Consider the following 17049-nt stretch of genomic DNA (forward strand, 5'->3'; position numbering starts at 1 on the left):
CCGCCGCCCGCTTTCGCCTCCCACACACAGAAACGAGGGACTATGCACACCTCCACAATGCGTCGCTCGGCCCGCGCCGGCCTTGCTCTAGTCGCTTCCGCTTGCCTTTTGGCTTCCTGCCAGAATCCGGACAGCCACCCCGAGGAGCAAACCTCGGCCGCGACACCCGAGTCCTCCGCGCCACACAGCGCGACCAGCGCCGCATCCGCAGAGACCACCGAGGCCTCCGCAGCGGAAAACGAGGGCCCACACGCCACTGCCGAGGGCCACGTGGTGGTCCTTTCCACCGGCGGCACCATTGCCAGCACGCACGATAGGACTGGTGCGGTGGTTCCCACCGTCACCGGCTCCAAGCTGGTGGAGCCCCTTTCCGGCACCTTTGACAAGGACAAGCTCACGCTAGAGGTCAAAGACATTGCTAAGTTGGATTCTTCTGCGATGACCTTGGACGATACCGATACCATCATCGAAGCCGTAAACAAGGAACTACAGCGTGATGATGTCGATGGCGTAGTGGTCACCCACGGCACCGATTCCATGGAAGAGACCGCCATCGCCGTCGATACCTTCCAAGACAGCGATAAGCCGGTAGCCCTTACCGGCGCGATGCGCCCCTTGGATGACCCGGATCCGGATGGTCCGGACAACTTGGCGCTCGCGGTCAAGACCGTAACTGACCCTTCCAACAAGGGCCGCGGTACCTTCATTGCCTTTGCGGACCACGTCATCCCCGCCCGCGGCGCTTTTAAGTCCGATACAACCAAGGCCGATGGCTTTGCCAATAACAATGGCAAGAAGCAGCCTAAGCGCCCAAAGGCTCTGAAGCATCAGCCGCTGGGCAATACCCGCGTCGATATCATCGCCGCCTATCCCGGCGCGCCGGCCGACCTTATCCAGCGCTCCTTGGACAGCGGCGCCGAAGGCATCGTTATCGAGGGAATGGGCGCCGGCAATATCGGCGATGAGCTAGCCCAAGCCGCTAAGGCCGCGGCCAAGAAGGTTCCGGTTGTGCTCACCACCCGCGTGGATCACGGTCCAGTGGAGGGCATCTACGGCGGTGCCGGTGGCGGTGCCACGCTTGCCGACGCCGGCGTTATCTCCTCCGGCACCCTGCGCGCTCCCCAAGCCCGCATACTGCTAGCCGCTGCGATCAGCACTGACACCGATCCCGCGGAGCTCTTCCCCGACGCCGACTAAGCAGCCCCCTGAACCACGACCATCCACACCGCGACAAGGTGCACCACCGCTGCTGCGATGGTCGCGGTGTGGAAGTGCTCGTGGTAGCCGTAGTAGCGCGCATTGCGCCCTGGCCACTTAAAGCCATAGACCAGCGCACCGAGCGAGTAGACCACGCCGCCGACAAAGAGCAGCCAGACCACAGCGGCCCCTGCCTGCGTCCACAGCGTGGGCAAGAGCGGCAGCACTAGCCACCCCAGTGCTAGGTAGACCACCACGTCTAACCAACGCGGGTGGCTAATCCACACCAGGTTCAAAATCGCGCCGAGAATCGCCCCTGCCCAGGCAACGCCTAGCATCCATGCCGCCTGCACCGGCGATAACACGATGAGACACAGCGGCGTGTAGGTCGCGGCGATAAATACCGAGATGGTCGCGTGGTCCGCCCGCCGCCACCATTGCACGGCACGCGCACTCGCCCACGGGTAGCGGTGGTAGAGCGCCGAGACGCCAAAAAGCCCGACCAGGCCCACGCCGTAAACAGTTACGCCAAGCCCCTGCCACCACTGCAGCGTCATCCACGCATAGGTAATGAGCACGGTGGAGGAAATCACCGACAGTAACGCCGCTATTGCATGCCCCCAGCCACGACTTAGCGGCCTGGGCCCGCGGTCGGCCATCCAGTACGTGCGCTGGACAAGGCCCGGCCCCGGCGCGCTATTCGCATGAATCTGTGCCACGAGGTACGTCCCTTCCACTGACCCGCAACGGATAACTTACGATACCGTAAGTGTACGGGCATAGGCAGAGGCCTTCAAGGACCTCGTTACGTAACGCTCGACGAACGCTGCGGTTGCAGCAGTGGATTAATGGAACAAAACAAGAAAAACCCAGCCGAGGCCGGGCTTTCCGCATTGTCGCTTAGTTGCGTTTGTCCAACGCCGGGAGTTTTTACTCCACTACAGAGTTAGCGCCCACAGCGTGGTCGAAGAGGTCCGGCAGGGTGGCGGACCAAGCGGCGATCAGCTGGGAGATAGCAACGGACTCGCCGCCGAGGGTGAGGGCGCCGGTTTCGGTGGTCTCACCCACGGTGGCGGCTGGGATGCCCAGCTCGCCGGCGCGGGCCAAGACCTGATCGGCGCGGTCGGCGGTGGTGGCCACGAGAACGCGGGAAGCGGACTCGGAGAAGGCGGCGACAAACTCGTCCTCGTGGACCGCGGTGAGGTCCAGGTTGAGGCCGAGGCCGGCGCCGTCGGCAGTCGCACCGGCGCGCTTAGCCATTTCAAAGGCGGTGACGGCAAGGCCACCCTCGGAGATATCGTGTGCCGCGGTGAGCAGCTCATTGCCGTGGAAGAACTCGGCCAGGCGCTTCTCGTTGGCCATATCCACCTGCGGCGGCAGACCATTGAGAGAGGAAGCATCGGAGGTATCGGCGCTGACCTGCTGCCAGATGGAGCCGCCGAACTCGTCCTTGGTCTCACCCAGGGCGATGAGCACTTCCTTCTCGCCCACGGTGCCCAGCTCGTTGCCGATGGCCTTGTGCACGTCATCGATAACGCCCAACACGCCCACCACTGGGGTAGGCAGGATCGGCTCTTCGCCGGTCTGGTTGTAGAAGGAAACGTTGCCGCCGGAGACGGGGATGGAAAGCTCCACGGCGGCGTCGGCAAGCCCATGCACAGACTCGCGGAACTGCCACATCACGTCGGGGTTCTCTGGGGAGCCGTAGTTCAAGCAGTTGGTGATCGCGACGGGCTTGGCGCCGGTGACGGCGACGTTGCGGTAGGCCTCCGCCAGCGCGAGGCGGGCGCCCATATTCGGATCCAGCTTGGTGTAGCGGCCGGACGCATCGGCAGAAACGGCCACGCCGCGGCCGGTCTCCTCATCGATGCGCAGGACGCCGGCGTCCGCATGGTGGGACTGGACGGTATTGCCGCGCACGTAGCGGTCATACTGGTTCATGATGAAATCGCGCGAGCACAGCGCCGGGGAGGACACGAGCTTCTGCAGGGACTCAACCAGGCCGCGCTTGTCGGTGCCCTGGTACTTCTGCAGCTCGTCCTGCCACTCCGGGCGGGCATACGGGCGGTCATATTCCGGAGCCTCATCCGCAATGGTGCCGGCCGGGGCATCCACGACAACCTCGCCCTGGTGACGGATGACCAGGTGGTTACCCTCGGTGACCTCACCAATCTCGGCACAGGTGACGTCCCAGTGCTCGCAGATTTCGCGGAACTTCGCCACGTTCTCCGGAGCCACAACGGCGCACATGCGCTCCTGGGACTCGGAGGCGAGGATCTCGGCCGCGGTCATATTCTGCGCGCGCAGCGGCACGTTATCGAGGTTGACCTCCATGCCGCCATCGCCGGAGGCCGCCAGCTCCGAGGTGGCGCAGGCCAGACCCGCGCCGCCCAAGTCCTGAATGCCTACGACCACGCCGGCGTGGTAGAGGTCCAGGCAGCACTCGATGAGGACCTTCTCTGCGAAGGGGTCGCCCACCTGCACGGCCGGCAGCTTGCGCTCGGCGCCGTCCTCGAAGGTATCGGAGGCCAGCACGGACACGCCGCCGATGCCATCCAGGCCGGTGCGGGAGCCAAAGAGCATGACTTTATTACCCTTGCCGGAAGCGAAGGCCAGCTTCAGGTCATCGACCTTGAGGGTGCCCACGCACAGGGCGTTGACCAGCGGGTTACCGGCATAGGTCTCATCAAAGACGGTTTCGCCGCCAATATTGGGCAGGCCCAGGGAGTTGCCGTAGCCACCCACGCCGGAGACCACGCCGGGAAGGACGCGCTTGGTATCGGGGGCGTCGGCAGGCCCAAAGCGCAGCTGATCCATTACGGCAATCGGACGAGCGCCCATAGCCATGATGTCGCGGACGATGCCGCCCACGCCGGTGGCCGCACCCTGGTAAGGCTCCACGTAGGAGGGGTGGTTGTGGGACTCCACGCGGAAGGTCACCGCGTTGCCGTCTCCAATATCCACCACGCCGGCGTTCTCACCAATGCCGGCGAGGATCTTCTCCCCCATCTCCTCGGTCATGGTCTCGCCAAAATAACGCAGGTGCGTCTTGGAAGACTTATAGGAGCAGTGTTCGGACCACATGACGGAGTACATGGTCAGCTCCGCGTCGGTGGGGCGGCGGCCCAGGATGTCATGGATGCGCTGGTACTCGTCGTCCTTCAGGCCGAGTTCCGCGTAGGGCTGCTGCTCGTCCGGGGTGGACTGCGCCTTTTCTACGGTGTCATTATGAACGGTCATGAAAATGGCCTCCTTAAACCGCCGGCGCCTGGGCGACGGCCTTGATGGCGGATACGAAAAGTCCCAGTCCGTCGGTGGATGGGCCGGTTAGCGTGTCAATGGCGTGCTCGGGGTGCGGCATGAGGCCCACAATGCGGCCGGACTCATCGCTCACACCGGCAATGCCGTTGACGGAACCGTTGTAATTATCGGTATAGCGGAAGACCACGCGGCCCTCGCCCTCGATGCGGGCGATATCATCATCGCCGGCCTGGAAGCGGCCTTCGCCGTGCTTGGCCGGCACCAGGATCTTCTGGCCCTGCTCAAACTCGCTGGTCCACGCGGTGGTGGAATTGGCCACCTCAAGGTAGGTATCGGTGCAGTGGAAGTGCAGGCCCTTATTGCGGGTCAGCGCGCCTGGCAGCAGGCCCGCCTCAGTAAGGATCTGGAAGCCATTGCAGATGCCGAGCACCGGCATGCCCTGCTTCGCACGATCAATAACGGACTGCATCACCGGCGCGAGCGCGGAAATAGCGCCCGAACGCAGGTAGTCACCATAAGAAAAACCGCCCGGCACTACTACCGCATCCACGCCGTGCAGATCGGTATCTGCGTGCCAGAGGCTTTTCACCTCTGCGCCGGCGGTGCGGGCAGCGCGAGCGGCATCTACATCATCCAGGGTTCCGGGGAAAGTGATTACTCCGATTGTGGCGGTCACTTACTTGACCTCCAGCCCAACAACCTCGTAGTCCTCGATGACGGTATTGGCCAGCAGCGTGGCGGCTACCTTCTCCAAGTCCTCTGCGGTGACGGAGTCATCGACCTCGAGCTCGAAGCGCTTTCCCTGGCGCACATCGCTGACACCGGATACACCGATGCGACCCAGCGCGCGGACGACGGCTTGGCCCTGCGGATCCAGAATCTCCGCCTTGGGCATGACATTGACAACTACACGAGCCATGAAATATTTGCCTTACTGTATGGGGCTTTGGTCTGCGCGGCTTAGTTTAGTTGGCACCCCCGCCTTTTACCTAGACTCACCCCCGCAGTGTGGGTTTCACCCCGGTCGAGCAAACTCTACGTGAACCCCAAACGACGCTCTGGCAAACTTCGGCGTGCGCTCCAGCCTGGCCCGGCGCGGTGCTCTACTAATCGACGACGCACACTGTCGCTCTCTGTTTAAGGTTGAATCTATGTCTTCTCGCCGCCTCGGCGCGCTGGCACTTGCCACCGCCTTGTCCTCTGCCGCCCTTGCCGTTCCTACCGCCACGGCCGCCACCGATGGCTCCGCCGCAGTCATCTCCGAGGTCTTCGGGGGCGGCGGCAATAAGGGCGCTGCCTTCACCCATGACTTCATCGAGCTCTATAACCCCACCGATGCCCCGATTGACCTGACCGGATACACCGTGGAGTACTTCTCCGCCTCCGGCAATACCGGTGGCAAGGTGGAGCTTTCCGACACCATCGCGCCGCACGGCTACTTCCTGGTGCAGGGCGCGGCCGGCAATGGCGCGGGCGAGGCCCTGCCTGCCCCAGACGCCGAGGGCAACCTCAACATGTCCGGCTCCAAGGGCTCCGTGCAGCTTGCCGACGCCACCGGTACCCCCATCGATACCATCGGCTACGGCGCCGCTTCCCTCAAGGAAAGCACCGCCGCCGCGGGCCTGTCCAATACCAAATCCGCCTCCCGCGACGCCGAGGGCACCGATACCGATGACAACGCCGCCGACTTCACCACCGGAGCACCTACCCCGACCAACTCCGGTAACGAGGCCCCCACCCCGCAGCCCGAGGAGCTGGTCGAGCCCGAGCAGCCGGCTCCCGAGGGGGTCACCGCCATCGCCGATATCCAAGGCACCGGCGCCGAATCCCCATTCAAGGACCAGACCGTGGCCACCGAGGGCGTCGTCACCGGCGTGTGGTCCGAAGGTGGACTCAATGGCTTCACCATTCAGACCGGTGGTACTGGCAACGAGGCCACCGATGCCTCCCAGGCCATCTTCGTCTACATGGGTAACAAACCAGCCGATCAGTACCCTGCCCTTGAGGATTCCGTCGAGGTAACCGGCAAGGTCTCCGAATTCTATGGCTCCACCCAGCTCACCGCCTCCGCGGTCACGCAGCTCGATACCCCGCTGGAGAAGGTCACCCCGCTCAAGGTAGACCAACTTCCCGATGGCACCGAGGCCCGCGAGCCCTTCGAGCACATGCTCATCCAGCCAGGCGAGCACACCGTGACCAATAACTATTCGCTCAACCAGTACGGCGAGGTCGGCCTCGCCCCAGGCAAGGAAGCCTTCCGCCAGCCTTCCGATATCTTCTCCCCCTCCACGGATCCCAACTCCGATATCCAGAAGCTCACCAAGGACAACGCCGAAAAGCTGGTCACCCTGGACGATGGCCGCACCCGCGACTATCTCAAGACCGACCAGGATACCCCGCTGCCGTACATCGCCCAGGATGATGGCCAGACCATCAAGTCCCTGCGCACCACCGATACCGTGTCCTTCCAGCACCCGGTCATCGTGGGCTTCTCCCACGACCAGTGGCGCTTCCAGCCCACCACCCCGGTCACCGGCAACACCAAGGGCGCAGACCTGCCCATCTCTTGGGAGGATTCCCGCGCGGCCGAGCTGCACGCCATCGATGACGTCAAGGGCGAATACACCATCGGCGCCTTCAATGTGCTGAACTACTTCACCTCCTTGGGCGAGGAATTCGGCGGCAGCGCCTACACCGATCGCGAGGGCAATAAGGTCACCGTCAATCGCGGTAAGACCCGCGGCGCCTATACCCAATCAGCACTAGAAGACCAGGAGCGCAAGATTGTCGCGGCCATCAACGGCCTCGATGCCGACGTCATCGGCCTTTCCGAAATCGAAGATGGCTACGCCGTCACCGGTGACTTTACCCAGCGCGATAAGGCCCTCAAGCACCTGACGGAAAAGCTCAACGAGGCCGCCGGTTCCGAGAAGTGGGCCTTCGTCCCCTCTCCTTCCGAGGACGCCGTACCGGACTCCCCGGATGTCATCCGCACCGCGTTTATCTACCACAAGGATGTGGTCAAGCCCGTCGGCGAATCCCGCATCTTCCAGGATGATCGCTTCACCGGCACCGCCCGCGAGCCACTCGCCCAGGAGTTCCAGCCGTTAAAGGAGGGCGAGGAATCCTTCGTTGCCGTGGCCAACCACTTCAAGTCCAAGGGCTCCGTAGCCAAGGGCGACGCCGACTCCGGCGACGGCCAGGGCAATAACCCGAACGTCCGCAACGCACAGGCCCAGGCCGTCCTCGATGCGCTGCACAAGCAGGAAGACTGGAAGGACAAGCCGCTATTCGCCCTGGGTGATTTCAATACCTACACCCACGAGACCGCGCTCGATGTCTTCCGTAACGACGGCTTCACCGTCCCCGCCGAAAAGTACGAGGCTGACCCTTCCTACCAGTTCTCCGGCCTGCTTGGCACCCTCGACCACGTGCTGGCCAATAAGGTTGCCACCGGCACGCTTGACGACGCCCAAGTGTGGAACATCAACGCCGACGAACCCGTCGCCTTCGAATACTCCCGCCGCAACTACAACATCGTGGACTTCTACGATGACTCCCCATTCCGCGCCTCCGACCACGATCCGGTCAAGGTCGGATTCACCCTCGGCGCGGACGACTCCGCCGGCCAGCCAGACGATCCTGCGGATGATCCGGCGGATAAGCCTTCCGATGAACCTTCCGATAAGCCAGAGGACAAGCCCTCAGAAAAGCCCGGTAAGCCTGGCTTCGGTTCCACCTCCAGCACTAGCTCCGTCGGTGCCGGTATCGCCGCTGCCATCGCGGCCATCGCCGGCCTTATCGCCATCCCCGGCTTCCTCGCGGTGACCGGCAACCTCCAGAAGACCATCCCGGCCCCCATCTGGGGCATGCTGCCGCAGGAGGTAAAGAACTTCATCACCGGCCTGCAGCGCTAACCGCCCGCAAACGAAGACCCCGCTCGCTTTTGGATAAATCCCAGGCGAGCGGGGTCTTAATTTTTGTGATTTCAACGCCTAACCGCGTTTTCTGCCTACAGATGCGTGTTTCTTTCCAGCATTAGACAGAGGATTTAGGCCTCAAGCTTTGGCTTAGAGCGGTCAAACGCTAGCAAGAGCAAACCGATGATGACCCACGCAGCGAGGACACTCCACGCGCGAGTTGCCCCAGCGCCGTCAAAGTAGGAAATCGAGCGGATCAAGAAACCCGTGGAGCCGATGGGCATCAGTTGTCCTAGCGTGGACCATCCCGCAGGAAGCAGCCACGGTCCAGTAGCGAGACCGGACAGAGGATTACTCACGAAGATGGTAAGAACTACACCGATTCCAATGCCCGGTGTCCCGATTAGCGCATCAAGGCCCGCTGTAATTGTTGATGTCGCCAATATGCCCAGAGCAATTCCTAACCACTCCTGAAAAATATTTCCATCCAGGGTCCCATAGACTCCGTGCAACATCCACACCACAAGCCCAGCACCGAGGGCAGCAATTCCGGCAAGAGCAAAAAGCTTCATCCACTTGTGCCCGCGCAGCAGGAAGGCAGACAGTACAGCGGAGATAATGCCACCAATGGCAAGGGGCAGCCCAAGCATTGAAATGCCACTTGCCTGCGGATCATCCTCGGTCAAGGGGGCAAGATCTTCAGTTTTTACCTGGGCGCCGGTGGCTTCTAGCTTCTTTGCCATGCCGTCGAGCATCTGCACATACGGACTGCCATTGCCGGAAGCCTCATAAACAGTAGCTTCACCCTTGCCAATGACTACCGCACCCACAGCCTCTCGGTTCTGCACCATCTCTTTGGCTCTATCCGAAGAATCCACGGAAATGAGATCCGGATGCTCTTCATGTTGTTCCATCTCAGATGTGATCTTTGCTTGAACTGGTTCGGGCCCAGCGATAGCAATGGGTACTCCGGATGGACCCGACCCAAATGATGGCGCCAGAAAGGCCCAGAGCAACAGAAAAATTACAACTGGCACTCCGAAGGTAATTGCAAGCATTTGCGGAAGGGGACGCCTCGTGGTCTTGGCGGTGTCCGTTCCGGCTGTAGAAGTAGACATGAGCTTTCTCCCTAATTGGAACACTGTGTTTCACTTGACTAAATGGAGCATACTGTTTCATTTACTCTCCTGTCAAGGTAGACTCACAACAATGAGGAAAGATGCATCGGACAACCGGCAAGCAATAATCAAGGCGGCAAGAACTCTTATTTCGCGCGAAGGCATAAAGGTCTCGATGCGAGCCATTGCTCGAGAAGCCCAAGTGGGAGTAGCTACAGTTACCCGGCACTACCCCCAAAAAACAGATATCTTTACTGCCCTCGCCTATGACGCGCTGGAACAAATCCGCGAACTAATTGATACCCAACTCGCCCAGTTTCCTGCTGCCCCCGTCGATACTTGGCAAACCACCATCCATGGACTGATAAACCTGCGGCTTCCAGCTATCACGCAGGAAGTAATACCCGAATTAGCAAAGATCTTCACCGAAGAAGATATGAACCATTCGGCCAGCGAGTTGGAGGATGTATATCGTCCTTTTCTCAAAGCAGCCGCCGAGCATGGTCTCTGCTCACCTCATCTGCAGCCATTCACGTTTCACCTGGGCATTATCATGCTTTCTCGGCCTCTCCCCCGCCCAGCTGATGAAAGGTTCGGTGCAGAATTGAACGACATAGTGGAGATTTTCATCGCTGGACTAAGGCGATGGGACGCTGATGAGGTTTAAAGACTTTTAGCGTTCCCGCTCCACTTCGCCGCGCATCCTTCATATCCGAGTGACGGTTGGGCGCAAACACCTGCGGCCAACTTATCCGGTTTTCCGGCTTTTGTCGTCAGGTGCTTCTCAACTCTCGTCCCAGGTCATCGAGACCTGCGACGCTACCGGAAGCAGAAGGTTCGCCGCCTACTTTGGCAAGAAGGTGCCATAATCGGCAGGGGTCGCACCAGCGTTAATAGCCCGGTCGGCAGCTTTGACGAAGTCATGGATCACCTTGCGGTCATCTAGGTTTCGGCCGGACACGGACAGGCGGACGGTATTGCCGCGCTGCGCGGAACGTTCTGCCGCGCGGATGATGTTCTTGCGCCACCACTTAGCGGAACCAAAGCCCTCGCCAAAGGACAAGTTACGGGCCTGGTGGAATTTGCCGGAATTGATCTGCAAAACACCGCGGGTAGAGGCTGCCACCTCAAACTTAAACTGTGGCAAGACCTGCAAGGTGCCGGGAGACATGCGCCAGCGCGGTGGCGCGAAAATTGTGGGCTCGAAGCCGATCTTGGCCATCTGGCGGGTAGCACCCGCGAGTCGGAGCTTTGCCTCGTGGGAGTCGAGATTCGCGAACTCCGCTCGACGTCCCTGTACCGAGCGGTCGAAACCGTTGAGGATGAGAATGCGGCCGGCATCGGCTTGGTCTCGGAGCCAGCTTTTGGTGTCTTTATCTTTCGCAAGGTGCCAATTGCCATCGATATGCGGGGCAATAAGCAGGGAAACAGGAATCTCCTCTCGATCAAGGATCGAAAGGAGCCGGCTAGCCTGCTTCCGTGTGTCATCAAAGATGCTGGAGATCGATACCAGAAGGTGGCCATTCATAAGAAAAATTATCGCACAGGAATTCAGGATTCGCGCGCTGGCCCCCTATCCGGGTTTTACTTCTCCAGACCAGTTGCCTTATTGATCGTCCACGCATACTCGAAGGCGTTTTGGCGCCACTTTTCATAGCGACCGGACACGCCGCCATGGCCTGCGGCCATTTCGGTTTTGAGCAAGAACTCGCCGCCGGTGGCCGTCGTTCGCAGCTGGGCGATCCACTTGGCCGGCTCGACATAGAGCACGCGGGTGTCATTGAGCGAGGTAATGGCCAGGATGTCCGGGTAGTCCTTAGCCTCGATGTTTTCGTACGGCGAGTAGGACTTCATGTAGTCATAAACCTCAGGGTCGTGGTACGGGTCGCCCCACTCCTCCCATTCAGGCACGGTAAGCGGCAGTTCCGGCATGAGGATAGAGGTCAGCGGATCCACGAACGGAACAACGGCCTGGATGGCGGTGAAGCGATCCGGGGCCATATTGGCGATAGCACCCATGAGCATTCCGCCAGCCGAACCGCCCTCGGCCACCATTTGGTCTGCGGTGGTCACGCCGCGGGCGATGAGATCATCAGCGACATCGATGAAGTCGGTAAAGGTGTTTTTCTTCTTGAGCATTTTGCCGTCGTCGTACCAGGTGCGACCCATCTCGCCGCCGCCGCGCACATGGGCAACCGCAAAAATCATGCCGCGGTCCATAAGAGACAGGCGGGTAACGGAGAAGGCCGGATCGACACTGACCTCGTAAGAGCCGTATCCGTAGAGCAGGGTCGGGTTCGGCTGGGTGCGGTCGAGGTCGGCGCGGTGAACAATGGATACGGGGATGTCGGTGCCGTCGGCAGCCGTGGTCCACATGCGGTAGGCCACGTAGTCATCCGGGTTATAACCGCCGGGAACCTCCTGCTCCTTGAGCAGCGTAAATTCGCCGGTGTCCACGCGGTAATCAAAGAGCTGGGAGGGCTGGGTGAAAGACACGTAGCTCACGCGAAGCACCGGCGCGTCCCACTCCGGGTTACCGGATACGGAAACGGTGAAGAGCTCCTCATTGAAGTTGAGCTCTTCGAACTCGCCAAAGCCGTCGCTAATGCGCATGATGGCGGCGCGGCCGATGCCACCGCGACGGTAACCCACCACGATTTGGTCGCGGTAGGTATCCACGCCCTCGATGCGGGTGGTTTCCTTATGAGGCAGGAGCGCGGGCAGATCCCGAAGAGCGGGCAGGTCGCCTTCGGCCTTGGTATAGCCGACCTCGAAGTTGGGGCCGGTGGCGTTGTGGGTGACGATCCAGTAATCCTCGCCCTTAACGACGGCGTGGTCGACGTCGTAGTCCACGCCGGATTCGCGCTCCCACAGCAGGCGGAATTCACCCTCGGGGTTGTCTTCTTCGAGGACCCATACCTCAGAAGTCACCTTGGAGCTCACACCAAGGAAGAGGTACTTATCGGAGCGAGCGCTGCCGATGCCGACGTTGAAGTGCTCGTCGTCTTCCTTGAACACCTGCACGTCTTCGGACTGCGCGGTACCGACCTTGTGGCGCCAGATGGCGTCAGGGCGCCATGCCTCGTCGACGGTCGTGTAAAAGATATAGCCGTCGCCGGCCCAGGTGGCGCCGTAGAAGATGCCCTTGAGGTGGTCGTCGAGAAGCGCGCCGCTTTCCAAGTCCTTGATGTAGAGCTCGAAGCGCTCGTCGCCGGCGAAGTCCACGGAATAGGCCAGGTAGCGGCCGGAATCAGAGATGGAGGCGGCGCCGAGGGCAAAGAAGTCCTTGCCTTCCGCCAGCGCGTTGGCGTCAAGGATAATCTCCTCGCCTTCCGGGGTGCCTTCCTCTGGGATAACCGGGGCAGTCCATGGATCGGCCCCCTCCTCTACCGGGAGGCGGCAGGAGTAGCCGTAGCTCTTGCCCTCCTCGGTGCGGCCGTAGTACCAGTAATCGCCGCGACGAGAAGGCACGGACATATCGGTTTGCTTGATGCGGGACTTAATCTCCTGGAAGATATTCTCCGTCATCTCATCCAAGTGCGCGGTCTTCGCCTTGGTGTAATCATTTTCTGCGTTGAGGTAATCCAGGGTTTCCTGGGATTCCTTATCGCGCAGCCACTCGTAGTTATCCACGAACTCGCGTCCGTGGAAGGAACGGGTCACGGGGTGGACGGCAGCCACCGGGGCGGAAAGATTCTCATTGCTCATGCCGCCCCACTGTACGCGTGGCGCCCCGTAGAGCGAGAGCTAGGCCTCGGGCGAGAGGAAGTCCGCGAAGCGCTCGCCGGAAAGCCGCTCATAGGCCTCGATATAGCGCAGGCGGGTGGCGGAAACGACGTCATCGGGAAGCTGGGGTGGGGTGCCGTCGGCGGCTTGGTCCCACCCGGAGGCGTCAGAAGTCAGCCAATTGCGCACGTATTGCTTGTCGAAGGACGGCTGGACCTCGCCCTCCACGTAAGAATCGGCCGGCCAGTAGCGGGAGGAATCTGGGGTAAGGACCTCATCGGCCAGCACGAGGGTGCCGTCTTTGTCTAGGCCGAACTCGAACTTGGTATCGGCGAGGATAATGCCTTTCTCCTCCGCGAGCGTGGCGGCCTCGGAGTAGATGCGGAGGGTGGCCGCGCGCAGCTCCTCGGCGCGCTCGGCGCCCAGCTTGTCCACCACGAAGTCGAAGGAGACGTTCTCATCGTGCTCGCCCTGTTCCGCCTTGGTGGCCGGAGTGAAGATGGGCTCGGGCAGGCGGGAAGCCTCAGCCAGGCCCTCCGGCAGCTCGATACCGCACACGGTGCCGTTGACCTTGTACTCCTTCAGGCCGGAACCGGTGAGGAAGCCGCGGGCCACGCACTCAAAGGGCAACATATCCAGCTTCTTGACCACCATCGCGCGGCCAAGGTACTCGGCGGGGATGCGCTCATCATCGAGCGGGCCGGCCAGGTGGTTGGGGAAATCGATGGAGTCGAAGAAGAACTTCGAGGTTGCGGTCAGCACGCGGCCCTTGTCCGGGATGGCCGGCTCGAGGGCGTGGTCGTAGGCCGAGATGCGGTCCGAGACCACCATCAGAAGAGTGTTCTCGTCTACATCGTAGATATCGCGGACCTTGCCGGAGGCAAGATGGGTATAAGAAGAAAGCTCAGGTCGCATGACCTTCATTCTAGCGCTCAGGGGTAGCGAGCACGTTTCGATCAAATAAGCTCCGAAATCCGCGCGGGATTCGGGGGCTATTTGATCGAAATGCGAAAAAGGAAGGCGCACCGCGACAGGAAGACGCCCTGCGCGGCTCGTTTTAAAGGATCTCGCCCGGGGTATAGGCCGCAGCCTTGGGGTGCTCACCTACTAGCGCGTTGATGCGGTTGAGCACCTGGCTGACCTGGGACTCGGCGGCGCCGATGAAGGCGTGCTTATCGGCTAGGGCGGCCTCGAGGTCGGACTCATCCATGGGCAGGCGATCATCGGCGGCGAGGCGTTGGACTAGGTCCTGCTCGCCGCCGTTTTCGCGCATATTGAGCGCGACGGCCACGGCGTTTTCCTTGATGACCTCGTGGGCGGTCTCGCGGCCCACACCGGCGCGCACGGCCGCCATGAGGATGCGGGTAGTGGCCAGGAAGGGCAGGTAGCGCTCCAGTTCGCGGTCGATCATGGCCGGGAAGGCACCGAACTCGTCGAGAACGGTGAGGAAGGTTTCGAATTGGCCGTCGAGGGCAAAGAAGGCATCGGGAAGCGCGACGCGGCGGACGACGGAGCAGAAGACATCGCCCTCGTTCCACTGCTGGCCAGCGAGGTCCGCAGCCATGGTGAGGTAGCCGCGGAGGATAACCTGCAGGCCGCCAACGCGCTCGCAGGAGCGGGCGTTCATCTTATGCGGCATGGCAGAGGAGCCAACTTGGCCCTCCTTGAAGCCTTCGGTGACGGTCTCGTTGCCGGCCATCAAGCGGATGGTGGTGGCCAGGGAGGACGGGGCGGCGCCGAGCTCCACTAGGGCGGAGATGGCGTCGAAGTCGAGGGAGCGCGGGTAGACCTGGCCCACGGAATTGAAGATGCGGTGGAAGCCCAGGTAATCCGCGATGGCCGTCTCCAAGGAGGCGAGCTTGTCCTCGGAGCCGCCCATGAGATCGAGCATGTCTTGGGAGGTGCCCATCGGGCCCTTGATGCCGCGCAGCGGGTAGCGGCCGAGGAGATCTTCGAGGCGCTCGATGGCCAGCAGCATCTCATCGCCGGCCGTTGCGAAGCGCTTGCCCAGGGTGGTGGCCTGCGCGGCCACGTTGTGGGAGCGGCCCGCCATGACCAGGGACTGGTACTCGGCGGCATGGCGGCCGATGCGGGAGACCACTGCGATGGCCTTATCGCGGATGATCTCCAGCGAGGTGTGGATCTGCAGCTGCTCCACGTTCTCGGTGAGATCGCGGCTGGTCATGCCCTTGTGAATGTGCTCGTAGCCGGCCAGCGCATTGAATTCTTCGATGCGGGCCTTCACATCGTGGCGGGTGACGCGCTCGCGCTCCGCGATGGACTCGAGGTTCACGTCCTCTACCACAGCCTCGTAGGCATCGATGGCCTTGGCGGGGATGTCTACGCCTAGATCCTTCTGGGCGCGCATGACCGCGATCCAGAGCTTGCGCTCCAAGATGATTTTATGCTCCGGGCTCCAGATATTGGACAGCTCCTCGGAGGCATAGCGGGAGGACAGGACGTTGGAAATCTTCTTCTTTTCAGCCACGTGGCTATTATTCCATGCCTGCCCCGCCGCGGGGTGAAGGGTTAGAGAGAAATCTCACCGTCTTCTGCTCGCTTGCCGATGTCCCGACGCACAAAGCCACCCGCAAACTCGATGCCGTCGACGGTGGCGTAGGCGTCTGCGCGGGCGTCGGCAAGCGTGGAACCCTTGCCCAGCACGCTGAGCACACGGCCGCCCGCGGTGCGGTAGGCGCCATCGGTATGCACGGTGCCGGCGTGGAGGACGCGCTGCGGATCGTCCAGGGCGGCGCCGGTGATGGCATCGCCCTTGCGTGGGGAGGCCGGGTAGCCCTCGGCCGCCATGACGATGATGACGGCGAAGCCATCCTCCCACTCCAGTGGCGGGAGCTCGGAGAGGGTGCCGGTGGCCGTGGCGTTAAGGGCCTCAGCCAGCGGGGACTTGAGCAGGGAGAGCACTGCCTGGGTCTCCGGGTCGCCGAAGCGGCAGTTGAACTCGACGACGGCCGGGCCTTCTTCGCCCCAGGCCAGGCCGGCGTAAAGCAGTCCCGAATAAGGGGTGCCGCGGCGCGCCATCTCCTTGGCCACAGGGGTGCAGACCTCGTCCACGATGCGCTGCACGCCGTCCTCCGGCAGCCACGGCAGCGGGGTGTAGGCACCCATGCCACCGGTATTGGGGCCCTTGTCGTTGTCATAGGCACGCTTGTGATCCTGGGCCGGCAGCAGTGGGACAACGGTCTCGCCATCGACTAAGCAGAAGAGCGAGACTTCGGGGCCGTCGAGGAAGGATTCCAGCAGCACCGGGTTGCCGGCCGCGAGGACGGCATCGACGTGGGCGCGGGCGGCGGCGCGGTCTGGGGTGACCACGACACCCTTGCCGCCGGCCAGGCCATCGTCTTTGACCACGAACTGCGGGCCAAAGCGGTCGAGGGCAGCTTCAATGTCGTCCTCGGTGGAGCCCGGACGCAGCTGTTCCGCGCGGGCGGTCTTGACGCCGGCGGACTCCATGACGTCCTTGGCAAATGCCTTGGATCCCTCGATCTGGGCTGCGTCTTTGCTGGGGCCGAAGACAGCGATGCCGGCCGCGCGCAGGGCATCGGCCACGCCGGCGACGAGGGGAACCTCAGGGCCGATGACAACGAGGTCCGCGGCGATGCTCTGGGCGAGCTCCACCATGCGATCAGCGTCATCTACCTGGGAGTAATCCGGGTGGACGGTAGCGAGGGCGGACATGGCCGCGCTGCCCGGCGCGGCGTGGATTTCGGTGTTCTTAGGGTCGGCGGACAGGCCCTTGACAAGGGCGTGTTCACGGCCGCCCGAACCAATTACGAGAATGCGCATGCCCACCATCATAACCAGCGGGT

At 62.0% G+C, this 17049-nt stretch carries 13 protein-coding genes; 3 read left to right on the plus strand and 10 right to left on the minus strand.

The window, feature by feature from the left end; genetic code table 11:
* Positions 1 to 42: 42 nt before the first annotated feature.
* Positions 43 to 1197 carry an asparaginase gene (locus QP324_RS02980; protein WP_284814378.1) on the plus strand — a complete coding sequence of 385 codons (1155 nt, stop codon included), beginning with the start codon at positions 43 to 45 and terminating at the stop codon, positions 1195 to 1197.
* Here the strand turns inward: QP324_RS02980 and QP324_RS02985 are convergent.
* The 4 genes from QP324_RS02985 to purS form a co-directional block, all read right to left on the minus strand.
* Positions 1194 to 1856, minus strand: coding sequence for a hemolysin III family protein (locus tag QP324_RS02985; RefSeq protein ID WP_284814497.1), 663 nt, complete (start codon positions 1854 to 1856; stop codon positions 1194 to 1196). The genes QP324_RS02980 and QP324_RS02985 overlap by 4 nt on opposite strands.
* Positions 1857 to 2127: 271 nt before the next feature.
* Positions 2128 to 4437, minus strand: coding sequence for a phosphoribosylformylglycinamidine synthase subunit PurL (gene purL / locus QP324_RS02990; protein WP_284814379.1), 2310 nt, complete (start codon positions 4435 to 4437; stop codon positions 2128 to 2130).
* 13 nt (positions 4438 to 4450) lie between these two features.
* A complete protein-coding gene (purQ, locus tag QP324_RS02995) occupies positions 4451 to 5134 on the minus strand; it encodes a phosphoribosylformylglycinamidine synthase subunit PurQ (protein WP_005325791.1) in 684 nt (227 codons plus the stop codon).
* On the minus strand, positions 5135 to 5377 hold the full coding sequence (gene purS, locus QP324_RS03000; RefSeq protein WP_150850979.1) for a phosphoribosylformylglycinamidine synthase subunit PurS: 243 nt from the start codon (positions 5375 to 5377) through the stop codon (positions 5135 to 5137).
* 232 nt (positions 5378 to 5609) lie between these two features.
* On the opposite strand from purS, the gene QP324_RS03005 reads away from it, so the two are divergent.
* Positions 5610 to 8375, plus strand: coding sequence for an ExeM/NucH family extracellular endonuclease (locus QP324_RS03005; protein WP_284814381.1), 2766 nt, complete (start codon positions 5610 to 5612; stop codon positions 8373 to 8375).
* A 134-nt stretch (positions 8376 to 8509) separates the two neighbouring features.
* On the opposite strand, the gene QP324_RS03010 is transcribed toward QP324_RS03005, so the two are convergent.
* On the minus strand, positions 8510 to 9292 hold the full coding sequence (locus QP324_RS03010; RefSeq protein ID WP_284814382.1) for an ABC transporter permease: 783 nt from the start codon (positions 9290 to 9292) through the stop codon (positions 8510 to 8512).
* A 295-nt stretch (positions 9293 to 9587) separates the two neighbouring features.
* Between QP324_RS03010 and QP324_RS03015 the strand changes: the two genes are divergently transcribed.
* Positions 9588 to 10163 carry a TetR/AcrR family transcriptional regulator gene (locus QP324_RS03015; protein WP_284814384.1) on the plus strand — a complete coding sequence of 192 codons (576 nt, stop codon included), beginning with the start codon at positions 9588 to 9590 and terminating at the stop codon, positions 10161 to 10163.
* Between the two features lie 177 nt (positions 10164 to 10340).
* Here QP324_RS03015 and QP324_RS03020 read toward each other — a convergent pair whose 3' ends face one another.
* The 5 genes from QP324_RS03020 to purD all read right to left on the minus strand — a co-directional run bounded on the left by QP324_RS03020 (position 10341) and on the right by purD (position 17026).
* Positions 10341 to 11024, minus strand: coding sequence for a DUF2334 domain-containing protein (locus QP324_RS03020; protein WP_284787377.1), 684 nt, complete (start codon positions 11022 to 11024; stop codon positions 10341 to 10343).
* Between the two features lie 56 nt (positions 11025 to 11080).
* Positions 11081 to 13204, minus strand: coding sequence for a S9 family peptidase (locus QP324_RS03025; RefSeq protein ID WP_284814385.1), 2124 nt, complete (start codon positions 13202 to 13204; stop codon positions 11081 to 11083).
* 39 nt (positions 13205 to 13243) lie between these two features.
* Positions 13244 to 14137 (minus strand): phosphoribosylaminoimidazolesuccinocarboxamide synthase, encoded by an 894-nt coding sequence (locus QP324_RS03030; RefSeq protein ID WP_284814389.1) that lies wholly within the window; start codon positions 14135 to 14137, stop codon positions 13244 to 13246.
* A 142-nt stretch (positions 14138 to 14279) separates the two neighbouring features.
* Positions 14280 to 15710, minus strand: a complete 1431-nt coding sequence (gene purB / locus QP324_RS03035; RefSeq protein WP_284814391.1) for an adenylosuccinate lyase — start codon at positions 15708 to 15710, stop codon at positions 14280 to 14282.
* 41 nt (positions 15711 to 15751) lie between these two features.
* Entirely contained in the window at positions 15752 to 17026 is a 1275-nt protein-coding gene (purD, locus tag QP324_RS03040) for a phosphoribosylamine--glycine ligase (protein WP_284814393.1), read from the minus strand.
* Positions 17027 to 17049 lie beyond the last annotated feature (23 nt).

It is taken from the genome of Corynebacterium sp. UMB0012 (assembly GCF_030216265.1).
GTDB lineage: Bacteria > Actinomycetota > Actinomycetes > Mycobacteriales > Mycobacteriaceae > Corynebacterium.

Excerpts from the sequence above, each read along its gene's own strand:
- purL (WP_284814379.1), bottom strand. The coding sequence starts at position 4,437 with ATGACCGTTCATAATGACACCGTAGAAAAGGCGCAGTCCACCCCGGAC.
- QP324_RS02980 (WP_284814378.1), top strand. The coding sequence starts at position 43 with ATGCACACCTCCACAATGCGTCGCTCGGCCCGCGCCGGCCTTGCTCTA.
- purD (WP_284814393.1), bottom strand. The coding sequence starts at position 17,026 with ATGCGCATTCTCGTAATTGGTTCGGGCGGCCGTGAACACGCCCTTGTC.
- QP324_RS03005 (WP_284814381.1), top strand. The coding sequence starts at position 5,610 with ATGTCTTCTCGCCGCCTCGGCGCGCTGGCACTTGCCACCGCCTTGTCC.
- QP324_RS03030 (WP_284814389.1), bottom strand. The coding sequence starts at position 14,137 with ATGCGACCTGAGCTTTCTTCTTATACCCATCTTGCCTCCGGCAAGGTC.
- purS (WP_150850979.1), bottom strand. The coding sequence starts at position 5,377 with ATGGCTCGTGTAGTTGTCAATGTCATGCCCAAGGCGGAGATTCTGGAT.
- QP324_RS03010 (WP_284814382.1), bottom strand. The coding sequence starts at position 9,292 with ATGGAACAACATGAAGAGCATCCGGATCTCATTTCCGTGGATTCTTCG.
- QP324_RS03015 (WP_284814384.1), top strand. The coding sequence starts at position 9,588 with ATGAGGAAAGATGCATCGGACAACCGGCAAGCAATAATCAAGGCGGCA.
- QP324_RS02985 (WP_284814497.1), bottom strand. The coding sequence starts at position 1,856 with ATGGCCGACCGCGGGCCCAGGCCGCTAAGTCGTGGCTGGGGGCATGCA.
- QP324_RS03020 (WP_284787377.1), bottom strand. The coding sequence starts at position 11,024 with ATGAATGGCCACCTTCTGGTATCGATCTCCAGCATCTTTGATGACACA.
- QP324_RS03025 (WP_284814385.1), bottom strand. The coding sequence starts at position 13,204 with ATGAGCAATGAGAATCTTTCCGCCCCGGTGGCTGCCGTCCACCCCGTG.